The organism is Bifidobacterium sp. LH_449 (genome assembly GCF_056356755.1).
Window position 1 is genome coordinate 144,294 of the sequence record NZ_JBKEUV010000004.1, and the last position, 14,729, is coordinate 159,022.

The 14,729-nt window shown below is 61.4% G+C and carries 12 protein-coding genes and 3 tRNA genes; 6 read left to right on the top strand and 9 right to left on the bottom strand.

Annotation, left to right across the window (positions count from 1 at the left end):
• The first annotated feature begins 202 nt into the window (after nucleotides 1-202).
• Both AC1AX7_RS04875 and AC1AX7_RS04880 read left to right on the top strand, forming a co-directional pair.
• Nucleotides 203-682 carry a Dps family protein gene (locus AC1AX7_RS04875; protein WP_476508969.1) on the top strand — a complete coding sequence of 160 codons (480 nt, stop codon included), beginning with the start codon at nucleotides 203-205 and terminating at the stop codon, nucleotides 680-682.
• A 295-nt stretch (nucleotides 683-977) separates the two neighbouring features.
• The gene (locus tag AC1AX7_RS04880; protein ID WP_476508970.1) at nucleotides 978-2,270 is read left to right on the top strand and encodes a serine hydrolase domain-containing protein; all 1,293 of its coding nucleotides are present in this window, start codon (nucleotides 978-980) and stop codon (nucleotides 2,268-2,270) included.
• 55 nt (nucleotides 2,271-2,325) lie between these two features.
• Here the strand turns inward: AC1AX7_RS04880 and AC1AX7_RS04885 are convergent, their stop codons facing one another.
• On the bottom strand, nucleotides 2,326-3,045 hold the full coding sequence (locus tag AC1AX7_RS04885) for a M48 family metallopeptidase (RefSeq protein ID WP_476508971.1): 720 nt from the start codon (nucleotides 3,043-3,045) through the stop codon (nucleotides 2,326-2,328).
• Between the two features lie 160 nt (nucleotides 3,046-3,205).
• On the opposite strand from AC1AX7_RS04885, the gene AC1AX7_RS04890 reads away from it, so the two are divergent.
• The 3 genes from AC1AX7_RS04890 to AC1AX7_RS04900 all read left to right on the top strand — a co-directional run bounded on the left by AC1AX7_RS04890 (nucleotide 3,206) and on the right by AC1AX7_RS04900 (nucleotide 3,505).
• Nucleotides 3,206-3,279: transfer RNA gene (locus tag AC1AX7_RS04890), tRNA-Ile, on the top strand.
• Between the two features lie 48 nt (nucleotides 3,280-3,327).
• Nucleotides 3,328-3,400 (top strand) — tRNA-Ala (locus tag AC1AX7_RS04895).
• 32 nt (nucleotides 3,401-3,432) lie between these two features.
• Nucleotides 3,433-3,505 (top strand) — tRNA-Ala (locus tag AC1AX7_RS04900).
• Between the two features lie 331 nt (nucleotides 3,506-3,836).
• On the opposite strand, the gene hxlB is transcribed toward AC1AX7_RS04900, so the two are convergent.
• The 6 genes from hxlB to AC1AX7_RS04930 form a co-directional block, all read right to left on the bottom strand.
• Entirely contained in the window at nucleotides 3,837-4,388 is a 552-nt protein-coding gene (gene hxlB, locus AC1AX7_RS04905; protein ID WP_476508972.1) for a 6-phospho-3-hexuloisomerase, read from the bottom strand.
• On the bottom strand, nucleotides 4,385-5,005 hold the full coding sequence (locus AC1AX7_RS04910; RefSeq protein ID WP_476508973.1) for an orotidine 5'-phosphate decarboxylase / HUMPS family protein: 621 nt from the start codon (nucleotides 5,003-5,005) through the stop codon (nucleotides 4,385-4,387). Before AC1AX7_RS04910 ends, hxlB begins: the two co-directional genes overlap by 4 nt.
• Nucleotides 5,002-5,973 (bottom strand): sugar kinase, encoded by a 972-nt coding sequence (locus tag AC1AX7_RS04915; protein ID WP_476508974.1) that lies wholly within the window; start codon nucleotides 5,971-5,973, stop codon nucleotides 5,002-5,004. Before AC1AX7_RS04915 ends, AC1AX7_RS04910 begins: the two co-directional genes overlap by 4 nt.
• Nucleotides 5,974-6,105: 132 nt before the next feature.
• Complete coding sequence (locus tag AC1AX7_RS04920) at nucleotides 6,106-6,849, bottom strand: sugar phosphate isomerase/epimerase family protein (protein ID WP_476508975.1); 744 nt, start codon at nucleotides 6,847-6,849, stop codon at nucleotides 6,106-6,108.
• A gap of 82 nt (nucleotides 6,850-6,931) precedes the next feature.
• Complete coding sequence (locus tag AC1AX7_RS04925) at nucleotides 6,932-8,257, bottom strand: gluconate:proton symporter (RefSeq protein WP_476508976.1); 1,326 nt, start codon at nucleotides 8,255-8,257, stop codon at nucleotides 6,932-6,934.
• Between the two features lie 265 nt (nucleotides 8,258-8,522).
• The gene (locus tag AC1AX7_RS04930; RefSeq protein ID WP_476508977.1) at nucleotides 8,523-9,551 is read right to left on the bottom strand and encodes a LacI family DNA-binding transcriptional regulator; all 1,029 of its coding nucleotides are present in this window, start codon (nucleotides 9,549-9,551) and stop codon (nucleotides 8,523-8,525) included.
• A 164-nt stretch (nucleotides 9,552-9,715) separates the two neighbouring features.
• On the opposite strand from AC1AX7_RS04930, the gene gdhA reads away from it, so the two are divergent.
• Nucleotides 9,716-11,062: an NADP-specific glutamate dehydrogenase gene (gdhA, locus tag AC1AX7_RS04935; protein WP_476508978.1), complete on the top strand. Its 1,347-nt coding sequence runs from the start codon at nucleotides 9,716-9,718 to the stop codon at nucleotides 11,060-11,062.
• Nucleotides 11,063-11,449: 387 nt separating this feature from the next.
• On the opposite strand, the gene AC1AX7_RS04940 is transcribed toward gdhA, so the two are convergent.
• Together AC1AX7_RS04940 and gyrA are read right to left on the bottom strand one after the other, a co-directional pair.
• Nucleotides 11,450-11,995: a DUF3566 domain-containing protein gene (locus AC1AX7_RS04940; RefSeq protein WP_476509040.1), complete on the bottom strand. Its 546-nt coding sequence runs from the start codon at nucleotides 11,993-11,995 to the stop codon at nucleotides 11,450-11,452.
• 77 nt (nucleotides 11,996-12,072) lie between these two features.
• Complete coding sequence (gene gyrA, locus AC1AX7_RS04945) at nucleotides 12,073-14,703, bottom strand: DNA gyrase subunit A (protein ID WP_476509041.1); 2,631 nt, start codon at nucleotides 14,701-14,703, stop codon at nucleotides 12,073-12,075.
• Nucleotides 14,704-14,729 lie beyond the last annotated feature (26 nt).

Genomic DNA, 14,729 nt, shown 5'->3' on the forward strand with positions numbered 1-14,729 from the left:
GATCGCGGGCGATGCGTGTCCGACGGGCATCCGTTGCGTGTCCGCCGCGCAGCCGACGCGCATACAGCATGCGGACGGCAAAGCATCCCGATGACGCGCTCCGCCGAATATCCGGATATGCCGCCCTGCAAAACGTAAACTGAAGATACGTATTCCTTGACGTATTTCTTCGACGTATTTCCACGAAGGAAAGGAGCCAGCCATGACGCTTGCATTCACGGTCCCGGGATTGGACGAGGCCACCAGCGAAAAGGCGATCGCCATTCTGCAGAATCGGCTGAGCCATGAGCAGGAGACCGCGCTGATCCTCAAGCATGCGCATTGGAACGTCACCGGTCCGAATTTCATCGCCGTGCATGAGATGCTCGACCCGCAGGTCGAAGTGCTGCTGGCGCAGGCCGACGAGACGGCGGAACGCATCGCCACTTTGGGCGGCGCTCCGGACGGCCGCGCCGATGCGATCACCCGCTACCGCACCTGGACGAAGTTCCCGATGGAGGGACGCAACAGCACCGAGGACTATCTCAAGGCGCTGATCGACCACTACACGGAACTGATCGAAGAGGACCGCCGCGCCATCGCCGAGCTGGACGAGCTGGATCTGGTCAGCTCGAACGTCATGCAGGATCACCTGCAGGAGCTTGAGAAGTTCCAGTGGTTCATGCGCAGCCATTTGGCATAGACGGTGAGATGATCGGATTCGAAGCGATTACGTCTGATGCGATGTGATTCGATCCGATTCGATCTGATTCGACCGGCAGGCGCCGTCGCATATGATGGCGCCCGCCAAATTGTTGATGCCGCCGTTTCGCCGCCTCCAATCAGATATCAGCCATCAATAAATACATCATCATTATTCCATCCTTTCCGCCAATATCTCATCGCCGATATATTGCATTTCCACAGAACGCCCATCATTAAATACAATCATCAAACAATATCGTTCCGGCGTGGCACAATGTCATTCGGAAAGGACGATGATGAACGAAGATGCGCGGAAACTGATTCACAACGCCATGGGCACCGCGGTCGAGCGCGGCGAAATCGCAGGCGCGAACCTCCTGGTGGTACGCCGCGGCGAAGAGCTCCTCTACGACGAGGCCGGCCTGCGTTCCATCGAACGCGACGAGCCCATGACACGCGACACGATCTTCCGCCTCTACTCGCAGACCAAGCCGGTCACCGGCACCGCCGCCATGATCCTGCTGGAACGCGGCCTGATCGATCTGGCGGAACCCGTCAGCGATTTCCTGCCGGGCTTCGCCGAACCTCGCGTCATCGCACAGTCCCTTGACCGGCTCGACAACGACATCCCCACGGAAATGGCCGGGCAGGGCACCGGCACGACCGAAATGGCGACGACCGTTCCCGCGCAGCGCGGCCTGGTGTTCCGCGACCTGCTGACCATGTCCTCCGGCCTGACCTACCCGGACTCCAACCATGCTCCAGGCCGTTACGCGGCAACCGTATTCGATGAGATCGACCGTCGCCTGCACTCCGACGACCCGATGGGCACCGTTGAAATCGCCGATCGCCTCGGCGGCAGCCCGCTGCTGTTCCAGCCGGGATCGCACTGGATGTACGGCACTTCGGCCGATATCGTCGGCGCCATCATCGAAGTGGTCACCGGCAAACGTTTCGGCGACTTCGTGCGTGAGGAGATCCTCGAGCCGCTCGGCATGCACGATACCGATTTCTACGTTCCCACGGAAAAGCAATACCGTCTCGCGGCCGTATACGACAATCCGAACAACCCGGTACGCCCCGAAAACGCGGGAAAGCCGCTGCGCGAAGTCGAGACCGACCATCTCGGCATCGAATATCTGGGCAGCGCCGACCCGGCATTCCAGTCGGGCGGAGCCGGCCTTAAATCCACCGTCGACGACTATGCGCGGTTCGGACAGATGCTGATCAACGGCGGCGAACTGGACGGCGTACGCATCCTGCAGCCCGAAACCGTGCAATACATGACGTCGTCCGCATTGACGCCCGAACAGCAGGCCGATTTCGAAAACTGGCAGAACGGCTACGGATACAACGCTTTCATGCGCACCGCGCAACGCCCCGGACGATCCGAATCCATCTGCAATCCGGGTGAATTCGGCTGGGACGGCTGGCTGGGCACATATTTCTGCGACGATCCGACCACCGGCACGACGATGCTGCTGATGTATCAGCTCACCAACGCCGGCACGACGCCGTTCACGCGCAAGGTGAAGAACATCGTCTTCACGCATTTGGATGAGCTCACGCACGGCAGGGCCGCGTAAGGCGGCGCCAATCAGGCACAGGCAGCGGCGCGGCGGGCGGATGATGTTCCGCCAATCACTGCGTCGGTTGCGCGGCCGGCAGCACCACATACCGGTTCAGCGCATGCCTCGTCGCGCGCCAATCGGGCAGGAACAGGTCCATACGTCGCTGGAAAGCCGCGCCGTGTCCCTTCTCCCACAGATGCGTCATTTCATGGACCAGCACATATTCCAGGAATTTCGGCTCCATGATGCCCAATTGCAGGTTCAGCCGAATCCGCCCGGTGGCGGGCGTGCATGAGCCCCATCGTGTTTTCATGATGCGCAAGGTGATGCGCGTAGGACGTTTGCCGATAACGGGCTCCCATTTCGCGAGCAGTGCAGGCAGCTGCCGATCGATGGCGTTCCGCGCGCGACGCATGCGTTCAGGCGTCCACACGATGTCGTCATCAATGCCGTCATTGATGACGTCGCCGCCCGCATCGCCGTCGCGTTGTTCGCCGCCATTGCGGACGTCGCCGTTCCGCCGGCCTTCAGCGATACGCCGCCGCGCCTGCAGCATTTCATCACGATGCCGGTCGATCCAGGAGCGACGCCGACGTACGAACTCAATGATGCTCGATTGCGGCAGTCGCGGCGGCGCCGATATGACGACGTCGGCGTTCGGCGGCTTCAAACGCAGATACACGTTTCGTATCGGCTTGCGGACGATCGCTATATGCAGGCCGTCAACATCGATGTCAGCCCTGCTCAACACCTGATTGCTGGCTGATGGTGAAGTGCGGCGATATGGCATATCGTCATTGTAACGAGCATGCGGCAAGGATTCGGGGATAGACAGACCTGCGACCGATCATGCGGCAGCAAGCGCGACACGCCGAAGACTCTTCGATTTTGACATATTTGTTTTCACCAGTAGTATATCTACTCGTTGCGCCGTTAAGGTGCATGAGATTGGGCCCGTAGCTCAGGTGGTTAGAGCGCATCCCTGATAAGGATGAGGTCGGAGGTTCAAGTCCTCCCGGGCCCACCGAATAAAAAATACGGCGGCATCCAAGGCCGCTTATTTTTTACAGACGGGGCTATAGCGCAGCTGGTAGCGCATCTGCTTTGCAAGCAGAGGGTCGCCGGTTCGAACCCGGCTAGCTCCACTTGGTTCGATGATTATCATCGGGTCTTTTTTGGGGCTATAGCGCAGCTGGTAGCGCACCTCCATGGCATGGAGGGGGTCAGGGGTTCGAATCCCCTTAGCTCCACGGATTCAAGCCGGTCCTTGTGACCGGCTTTTCATATTTCCCCTTCGATGCCGGTCTCGTTTCCATGATGGAGGGACGTCGGCAGGGGCAGCCGCGGGCTTCCGCGGAAATGCCTACAGACATGGATCAGCCGCCATGGGCATTTCGCAGGCATTGCATGCCGGGCATCCTGCGAGATTCCTGCGGATTTGTTACACTGACCGCCCGATCCCAGAACGGCCTGCGGTATGCATCACGAAAAACCCGCCGAAGCGGAACCGTCATTGCGATTCCGCCACGGCGGGACGGCACATCGCACAGGATTCCCGTACGACGCCTCATGTTTGGTCGTTTATTCCACGTTCGCGTGGTTCGCGTTCGCGTCCGCGTCGGAAACGTCGTCACGACGGGAGATCTTCAGGCACAATGCGTCCAATGCGATATGCACGGACTGGTCGAACAGGGAGCTGAGCAGCTGGATGGAGCCGCCGGCTTCGCCTTTCACGCGCCCCGGCACGACGATCACCGCGTCCGCGGCCGCGGCCAGCGGGGATTCCGGCTTGGAGGTGACGGCGATGACCTTCACACCGTGCTTCTTGGCGGCCTCCGCGTCTTCGACGGTGCGACGCGTGGTGCCGGAACCGGAGATGGCGAGCAGCACATCGCCTTCATGCATGGACGGGCAGATGGTTTCACCCATCATGTAGCTGGTGTAGCCGATGTGCATCATGCGCATCGCGAAGCCGCGCGCCTGGAATCCGGAACGGCCTTCGCCGGCGGCGTAGACACGGGAATCCTTGGAGATCAGCCGCATCGCGCCGTCGAGGTCGGATTCGTCCATTTTCGCGACGACGCCTTGGATCTCTTCGACGATCTGGTCGAGGATACGCTGTTCTGCGGTCATTTCATTTCCTCCTTGCATGCCGCGCATGCCGCGGCGATATCGTCGGCCTTGGTGATGGCCGAACCCATGATGACGATGTCGACGCCCTCCGCGGAGAGCCCGGCAAGCTGATGGCGTTTGATGCCGCCCGCGATGGCGATATGCCGGATCTGCGGGTGGCGTTGTTTGAAGGCGCGCACTTGGGCGACCGGGTCGGCGGTGGCGCCGGAATCGACGGATGTGTGCAGGCAGTATACGGCGTCGGGAAACGCGGAGATCCGTTCGATGCGCGCATCGTCGCATTCCAGCAGGTCGATCATCATGACCCTGTCATGCGCCGCCGCGGATGCCGCGCACGCTTCCAGCGTTCCCATTGACGACGATCCCATGACGGTCAGATAGTCGAATCCGCATTCGTATCCGAGGTCGAATTCGTATTTGCCTTCGTCGCAGGTTTTGATGTCCCCCAATACGGCGGTGCCGTCGGCGGCTTCGATGATGGGATGCAATGCACGGACGCCGAATTCCTTGGTCAGGGATGTGCCGACTTCGATGATGTCGGCGATCGGCGCGGCCTGTGCGACGATGTCGACGGCACGTTCGACGGGGACACGGTCGATGGCGACTTGCAGCTTCACAGCGATGCCTCCTTACGCGGCGTGTTGGCGATGAACGAGGCCAGCTCTTCGGTGGTGGGCAGGCCTTCGGAATCGGAGACGCTGGTGACCTGGATGGCGCCGACGGCGTTGGCACGCTCCAGGAGATGTTCGTCGTCAAGGCCTTCCAGCAGCGCGGTGATGACGCCTGCCGCGAATCCGTCGCCGGCGCCGACTGTGTCGACGACTTCCACGACGAAGCTGGGAACGACGGTTTCGATGCGGTTGCCGTCGGCGTCACGCTCGAACAATGCGGATCCGGTGTCGCCGAGTTTGATGATGACGCGTCCGACGCCCATGTCCAGATAATAGTCGGCGATGTCCCGCGCGTCGGTTCTGCCCGAGAACAGGCGGCCTTCGGAAAGGCCCGGCATGAAGACGTCGCACATGGAGGCCAATGTGTTGGTGGCGTCGATCATGTGCCGTTCGCTGTCCCACAGCGTCGGACGCGGATTGGGGTCGAAGGTGACCAGCACGTTGTGCGCTTTGGCTTCCTTGACCAGTCGTACGACGGTTTCGTATGTGTTGTCGGCGAGGGCCGTGAACACGCCTGTGACATGCAGGATCTTCAGCCCGTCGAAGTCGATGCCGTCCACGATGTCCGGCGTGGTTTTGGAGGCCGCGGAACCGGCGCGGAAGTAGATGACCTTCGGTTCGCCGTCGCTGGAACGCACTTTCAGCTGATATCCGGTGGCGGCGCCGTCCATGCGACGGATATTGGCGGTGTCGATGCCGATGCCGTTCATATAGTCGACGATCAGGCAGCCCTGCCAATCGTTGCCGAGTGTGGTGACATAGCCCATGGAATGGCCTTGCCTTCTGACGCCGATGGCGACGTTGAATTCGGCGCCGGCCATTTGACGGGGCAGCGTGCGGGCTTCCATATAGGTTTCGGGGGAGTCGGCGATCAGGTTCACCATTGGTTCGCCGATGGTCATGACTTCGGTCATTGATGGTCCTTCCTGTGGTTGTGTGTGCTCGTGTTGCGTCTGGTGGATGGTGCCGGATATGTCCGATTCCACGCAATGCCGATGTCGGAAAGAATGCAATGTGACGGCTTTGCGTGGAATGCGGCTCATGGTTCAGTCGACGACCGCGCGGACTGCGGCGACCTGTTCCGCGACGTCGTCGGCCGCGATCGGGAATTCCAGGAAGACCGGTACGGATTCCGGCAGCTGCGGAAGCATGTTCCGCCAGTCGATGACGCCGTCGGCCAGCATCGTCGTGGAGAGCTGCGCACGGTCGGCGGCGCCGTTCACGTTTTTCAGATGGAAGACGGTGATCGACGGCAGCAGTTGGGCGAAGGCGGCGTCGGCGTTTTCGCCGCGCCAGAACCAGTTGCCCAGGTCGAAGGTGTAGCCGATGCGGCCGCCGTTGTCCTTGATGTTGCGCAGCGACGCGGTCGTGCATTCGAGGGTGCCGTTTTCCGGGGTCTGGTCGTTTTCGATGGACAGCGTCACGCCGTGGGCCGCCGCCGCTGCGTCGATCGCCGCGATGACGTTCCCGTCGACGTCTTTGATGTCGCCTTGGTTGAATTTGACGTTTGCGACGCCCATGCGTCGGGCTTCGTCCAGAAACCCTTCGAAACCGGGATTGACGTCGCCGTTGATGGTGATCGATTCCGGCACGGAATAGAACAGGTCGAGGCCGTTGGCGCGGGCGGCTTCGGCGATGGCGTCGAATTCCTCGTCGGTTTTGATGTATTCACGGCGGACTTCGGCCAGGGTGATGCCGTGGCCCGCGATGACGGGAAGGATTTCGGACTGCAGCGCGCCGTCGTTGAGTTCCTGCATGTAGACCAGTGTGTTGATGCCGATGGTGGTCATGGTGTTGCTCCTTTGTTGATATGAATTGCGCTGTGGATTCGTTGGTGATGCGTTGTCCGGATGGCCCGTGGCGGAGGCTGGGTCAGAAGAGCATCAGCGAGGCCAGGCCCATCAGGGCGAAGGAGACGATCCAGTAGACCGGAACGCCGGTCTTGAGGAAGGTCTTGGCGTCCAGTCCGGTGTATTCGACCGACCACATGTTCCACGATTGGGTGAAGCAGGCGGAGACGCCGAGCATGGACGGGATGACGAGCAGCGCGTACAGGAACCAGACGTTGAACATGCCCGTGCCGAGCAGGATGGTGACGACCGCGGCGCCGGCGCCGTACAGTTCCAGCGGGCCGCGGAACAGTGCGAGCGGTGCGAGTACGCATACCGCGATGGCGAGCACGAGTTCGTTGTTCGGGATGAACTGGCCCAGCACCGGGGCGAAGCTGCTCAACGCCTTGATCGCCGCAGCCTGGAACATCGTCAGGCAGAACAGCATGATGAGCAGTCCGCCGATGTCGCCGATGGCGATCCTGGCGGTGGAGTTCAGTTTTTCGACGAAGCTTTTCAGGCTCTTCATGTTGCCGGTGAACAGGAAGGTCGCCAGTGTCGCGACCAGCAGCGAGGGGACCGCGTCCCATTTGAAGAAGATGCTCAGCGCGACCGGGACGACGGGCATGACGTAGGTCCAGACCGGCACTTCCGGGGTGTTGACGGCGTCGCTCGGATCGCCGACTTCGTACGGCTGTCCGTTGCGGATGCGCTTTGCGTTGAGCAGGATGAAGACGACGACGGCGAGCATCTGCACGATCATCGCGACGATGCCGAAGTTCAGGTAGTGGTCGCCCCATTCGACGACCTGCCCGTCGGGGGACTCGTATCCTTCGTAGAAGGTGGCGAACTGCACGAAAAGCACGCTGTTGACCCACATCGCGGCGCCGATGGACAGGGTGAACACGGTGACGGCGATATGCTTCGGAACGCCGATGCGGCCCATGATGGGGAAGAGGATGACGCCGACCGCGATGGCCGATCCGACGCCGTATGCGCTGGTGAAGATGAGGCATACGACGAGTGCGATGAGGATGGTCGCCAGGACGGGCTTGCGTTCGCCCACCGCCGCCGTGCGACGGGAGATGGATGCGGCGATGCCGGTGTCGACCAGTACGCGGCCGAACCATGCGCCGAATATGATCTGCACGGCGGTGGAACCGTAGTTCAGCGCCGGTTTCGAGAAGGTCTCATTGATGAAATCGAAAGGTTCGCTGATGCCGAATGGCACGCCGATGAAGTAGACGACGGTCCATAGCACGGCCATGCAGAAGAATCCTACTGTCAGGTTTCCGCCCTTCATCGCATAGACGATGAAGCCGACGAACGAGACGATAAGCAGGATGCCCATAATCCAGGTGCCGATCATCGATCCGCTCCTCCTTGAGCTCTGTGGGTTGTCAACTGATACATGATTTTGAGTAACCGTTTTCGTTAACCGTTTACGATTACCGGTTAACAACAAGGATACATTGCTTTGTGTATCGGTTAACTACGGCGTGTCGTCACTTTCCATATGGCATGGGCGCACAATCGGGAGCCCGGAAACGCGCGGCCGCGACGTATCCACCGTCACGGCCGCATATCGCTGCGACAGCTACGCGGACAACATGCGTAAAGAATCGTGCGACGAATCAGCGACGTATGGAGGTCGACGCGAACGTGCACAGCCGCGCCGGCATCTCCTCCAGACGGTACGGACCGTCATAACCGTCATATGTGCGCGCGATGAGCATCTCCGCGGCGCGGCGCCCCATCTCGACCGGCCCCTGATCAAGGCACGTGATGCCGACGCCGCTGTACTTCGCCCAATGCTCGTCGGCGAACGCGCACACTCCGACCGAACCGCGCGCCGACGAAGGAAGCGCCTCGATCACATCGCGCATGCTCTCGTCATTGTTCGCGAACAGGCACACATGATCGCCCGAATGCGCGCGCAGCACCGCGTCGAGACCGTCCGACAGATCCCGTCCGCCATCGCGATACACCAGCGTCTCGCCACGCATCGCACGATCCAGAAAATACTGGGACACCGCCTCACGGCGCATCTCACGCGTCGTAATGCCATCGCTGGGGCGCGTCACATACACGACGTAGTCAAAGCCCCGTTCCATCAGATGGTCCATCATGTCGAACACCGCGCCATGATTGTCGGTCGACACCGCATCGCACATGATCGGCTGCACGACGCGATCCAACATCACCATCGGCTTGTGCCCGCGCGTCGAACAGTAGCGGGACAGCCACTCATCATTGCTGCCGACCGTATTGACGATCAGGCCATCGACCTGCGCATCCAACAGCGACTCGATGTTCGCGCGTTCCATCATCGTCTGGTTGTCGGAATCGCTGACCAGCAGTTGGATGTCACGCGCACGGCACACCTGCTGAACGCCCTTCAGCAGCAGGGAGCTGAACGGATTGCCGATGTCGGCGATGACCACGCCCACCATGTTGCTGCGCGACGCCTTCAGCCCCTGGGCCATCTTGTTCGGACGATAGTCCAATTCGGCGATGACTTCTTCGATGCGCGCCTTCGTCTGCGGCGACATATACGCGAATTCGCCATGCAGATACCTCGAAATGGTGGTCTTCGACACCCCGACGGCCGCCGCTACATCCCCCATGCTGGCCTTGCGGTTCGTCTTCTGCCTGCCTGCCATACGCCCTCTTCCCGTATACGTCAAAGACTCATCCAACTGTACAACAACGGCATCGGCGGACCGCAACGAAGGCAGTCATATGATGAACGCCATCTTGTTTTCTCCGATACGCCCCACATACAATGAACGCGGCGTTTACATCAACCATTCGAACAGGGGAGCACATGTTCACTAACGAATACGTCAAGCGCGTCTACGCTCAGGTCGAGCAGCGCGACGGCGATCAGCCGGAATTCCTGCAGGCGGTGAAGGAAGTCTTCGAAAGCCTCGAGCCGGTCATGGACAAGCATCCGGAATATGAGGCCAACGGCGTGCTCGAGCGTCTCGTCGAACCGGAGCGCGTGGTCAAGTTCCGCGTCGCATGGACCGACGACGAAGGCAAGGTGCAGGTCAACCGCGGCTACCGTGTGCAGTTCAACTCCGCCATCGGCCCGTACAAGGGCGGCCTGCGCTTCCATCCGACCGTCAATGAAAGCGTCATCAAGTTCCTCGGCTTCGAGCAGATCCTGAAGAACAGCCTGACCACGCTGCCGATGGGCGGCGGCAAGGGCGGCTCCGACTTCAACCCGAAGGGCAGGTCCGACGCCGAAGTCATGCGCTTCTGCCAGGCCTTCATGACCGAACTGTGCCGCCACATCGGACAGTTCACCGACGTTCCGGCTGGCGACATCAACGTCGGCGGCCGTGAGATCGGCTACCTGTTCGGCCAGTACAAGCGCATCCGCGACGAATACTCCGGCGTGCTCACCGGCAAGGGTCTGGAATTCGGCGGCTCCCTCGCCCGCACCGAAGCCACCGGCTACGGGGTGTGCTACTACACGCAGGAAGCCATGCGCGTGCTGCGCAATGATTCCTTCGAAGGCAAGACCGTCGTCATCTCCGGCTCCGGCAACGTCGCCATCTACGCGGCGCAGAAGGCCGAGGAGCTGGGCGGCAAGGTCGTGACCATGTCCGATTCCAACGGCTACGTGTACGACCCGAACGGCATCCAGGTCGACATCGTCAAGGACATCAAGGAAGTCAAGCGCGGCCGCATCAAGGAATACGCCGACCGCGTCGAAGGCGCCGAATACCACGAAGGCTGCAAGGGCGTGTGGACCGTCAAGTGCGACATCGCCCTGCCGTGCGCCACGCAGAACGAGATCGACGGGGAATCCGCCAAGGCCCTCGTCGCCGGCGGCTGCACCGTGGTGTGCGAAGGCGCGAACATGCCGTCCACTCCGGAGGCCATCGAAGTCTACAAGTCCAACGGCCTGCTGTACGGCCCGGCCAAGGCCGCGAACGCCGGCGGCGTCGCCGTCTCCGGCCTGGAAATGAGCCAGAACAGCTACCGTCTGAGCTGGACCTTCGAAGAGGTGGACGCCAAGCTCAAGGGCATCATGGAATCCATCGTCGCCAACTCCCTGGCCGCCGCCAAGGAATACGGCGAGGAAGGCGATCTGATGGCTGGCGCCAACATCGCCGGCTTCGTCAAGGTCGCCAACGCCATGGTCGCGCAGGGCGTGCTGTAAATCGCGATTGCCGATCGCGCCCGACTGTCGCCTCGATGCCGCAGAAACCGCAGCGTCGAGGCGATTTTCATATCAATCGAATGGTCGAACGGGCAAGCGATGTGGCCGCTCGCATACGGGAATCCGGTACAACGGCAACATCGGCCGGCAAAGCCAGAGGAATCGGCCGACCTTGATCGGCCGACCTTTCGGGATTGCCGCGTTCCGCCATCACCAATGATCCGCGTCGGCCCATCGGCCAGGGTCTTGTGGAGCCGAAGGACCCCGGCCGCAGCCCTGAACGGCGTTATCGTCTGAAACGATGGGAGAAAAAACGCCGTGATACGAAGTAAGGCTCCCGATGGGGAGCCTTACTTCATGTTTTGAACAGCATCCGACTGGTCTCGATCAGTCGTCGCCGAGGGTGACGTGCAGACCGCCGACCAGCGTGCTTGCCACGTTGTACAGCAGCGCGCCGATGGTGGCCAGAATGGTGATCAGCACCACTTCGGCGATGGACAGGATGGTGACCGCGCTCAGCACGGTCGGCAGCGTGAAGATGGATTCCAGATCCAATCCGTCGGCGTCAAGACCGGTGGAGGAGACCAGTTGGGTCACGCTGTCGAAAACGCCGACCAGATTCAGCATCATCCATATCAGGCCAGCGGCAATGACCTGGATGATGCCGCCCGCAACGGACAACATGAAGCTGACTTTGGCGGCAGACCACGCGTCGATGCGGGTGACGGACAGGCTCATGCGACGGGCGCGCGGAACATTGCGGCGGCTTTTACGAGCATTCCCGCCGCCACGAGTGGCGGTGCCGCTGGTGCCCGAAGCGGAACGCGCAGTGCGCGGCATGTGAACCCCACCGTTTTCGGATGCGCCGGCAATCGGCTCATCGACTTTCATCGCATCGATTTGAGATTCATTGTTCTCGGAGTTCTCGCTCATCATTGCTCCTTAGCGACCAATACACCCGGCCCAAAACAGCTAACGTCTTGGGCCGAGAATATCAGCTTTCACCGACGTTATTCAGCCTGCTGTTCGGGTTGGGACTCCGTTGGAGCCTCCGCAACGGTCGGTTCAGAGGTCACGGCGGCGGCCATGGCATCCTGCCCGACGCCGCCATCGCCGGTCTCGGAATCCTCCTCGTCCTTTTCCGCATTGCGCGCGATGGAGATGATCTCATCATCCTTATCCGGCTTGGCGAAGGTCACGCCCTGCGTATTGCGGCCGGTGCGATTGACCTCGGCCACGTCGGAACGGATCACCTTGCCGGATTTCATGATGGCCATGATCTGATCGTCTTCCGCCACGACGACGGCGCCGACCAGCGTGCCGCGGCCTTCGACCAGCTGCACGGCCTTCACGCCCAAGCCGTTGCGGCCCTGCAGACGGTATTCGCTGATGGCTGTGCGCTTCGCATAGCCTTCGTTCGTGACCACGAACAGGTCCTTGTCGCTGTCGCCCCACACCACGTCCATGGCAAGCAGCTCGTCGCCTTCGCGGAACTTCATGCCCTGCACGCCGGCGGTCTGGCGTCCCATAGGACGCAGCTGATCGTCGTCGGCGCGGAACTTCAGGCTCATGCCCAGCTTGGACACGAGAATGATGTCGTCTTCGGCGTTGCACAATGCGGTGCCGATCAGCTCGTCATTCGTTTCGCCGTTTTCGTCGGTCATCAGACGCACCGCGATCAGACCGCCCTGACGCGGTGAATCGTATTCCGACAGCGCGGTCTTCTTGACCTTGCCGCTGCGGGTGGCGAGCACCAGGTACTTGGCGACTTCGTAGTTCGGGATCGACAGCACGGTCTGGATCGCTTCATCCGGACCGAACTGCAGCAGGTTCGCCACATGCTGCCCCTTGGAATCACGGGAGCCTTCCGGCAGCTCGTAAGCCTTCAGACGGTATACGCGGCCCTTGTTGGTGAAGAACAGCAGCCAGTTGTGCGTGGAGGTCAGGAAGAAATGGTCGACCACGTCGTCCTCGCGCAGCTTCGCGCCCTTGATGCCCTTGCCGCCGCGATGCTGGGCGCGGTATTCGTCGGCCTTGGTGCGCTTGATGAAGCCGGAATGAGTGACGGTGACGACCACGTTCTCCTCGGCGATCAGGTCTTCGACGTTCATTTCGCCGGAGTACGGCAGGATGCGGGTGCGGCGCTCGTCGCCGTACTTGGCGACGATCTCGTCCAATTCGTCGCCGATGATCTGACGCTGGCGCTCCGGCTTGGCCAGAATGTCGGCATAGTCGGAGATCCTGCGCATCAGTTCCTCATGCTCGTCGAGGATCTTCTGGCGTTCCAATGCGGCCAGTCGACGCAGCTGCATCGACAGGATGGCGTCCGCCTGCACCTGATCGACGTCAAGCAGCTCCATCAAGCCGGTACGCGCCGATTCTGTGTCGGGGGAGCGACGGATCAGCGCCACGACCTCGTCGATCATGTCAAGGGCCTTCAGATAGCCCTGCAGGATATGATCGCGCTCTTCGGCCTCGCGCTTCAGATATGCGGTGCGACGTGCGACCACGTCGATCTGGTGGTTCACCCAATGACGGATGAACGCGTCGAGGCTCAGCGTACGCGGCACGCCGTCGACCAGCGCCAGCATGTTGGCGCCGAAGGTCTGCTGCAGCTGGGAATGCTTGTACAGGTTGTTGAGCACGACCTTCGGCACCGCGTCGCGCTTGAGCACGAGCACCAGACGCTGGCCTGTACGGCCGGAGGTTTCGTCGCGCATGTCGGCGATGCCCTGGATCTTGCCGTCACGCACCGCTTCGCGGATGGAAACGACGAGACGATCCGGATTGACCTGGTACGGCAGTTCGGTGACGACCAGGCACATACGGCCCTTGATTTCCTCGGTGTTGACGACGGCACGCATCGTGATCAGGCCACGGCCGGTACGGTATGCCTGTTCGATGCCCTTGTGGCCCAGAATCGTCGCGCCGGTCGGGAAATCCGGTCCCTTGATGCGTGCGATCAGCGCTTCGAGCAGCTCTTCGCGGCTGGCGTCAGGGTGGTCGAGCGCCCAATGCACGCCGTCGGCGACTTCACGCATGTTATGCGGCGGGATGTTGGTGGCCATGCCGACCGCGATGCCGGATGAGCCGTTGACGAGCAGGTTCGGGAAGCGGGCGGGCAGCACGGTCGGCTCCTGCGTCTTGCCGTCGTAGTTCGGCACGAAGTCGACGGTGTCCTTGTCGATGTCGCGCACCATTTCCATGGCCAGCGGGGCCATACGGCATTCGGTGTAACGCATCGCCGCAGCCGGATCGTCGCCGGGGGAGCCGAAGTTGCCCTGGCCGTCGACCAGCAGGTTGCGCATGGACCATGGCTGGGCCATACGCACCAACGTGTCGTAGATGGCGGAATCGCCGTGCGGATGGTACTTGCCCATGACGTCGCCGACGACGCGCGAGCACTTGTTGTAGCCGCGGTCGGGGCGGTAGCCGCCGTCGTACATCGCGTAGATCACGCGACGATGCACCGGCTTCATGCCGTCGCGCACGTCGGGCAATGCGCGTTCGACGATGACGGAAAGCGCGTACGCCAGATAGGAGTCGCGCATTTCCTGCTGCAGATCGGTCGGCTGGATGCGTTCGCCGCTCATCAGACCGTAATCGGTGTCGTCGGCCTCCTGCGGGCTCAACGGTTCCATAGAACCGTCGGGCAGGTTCTGTTCTT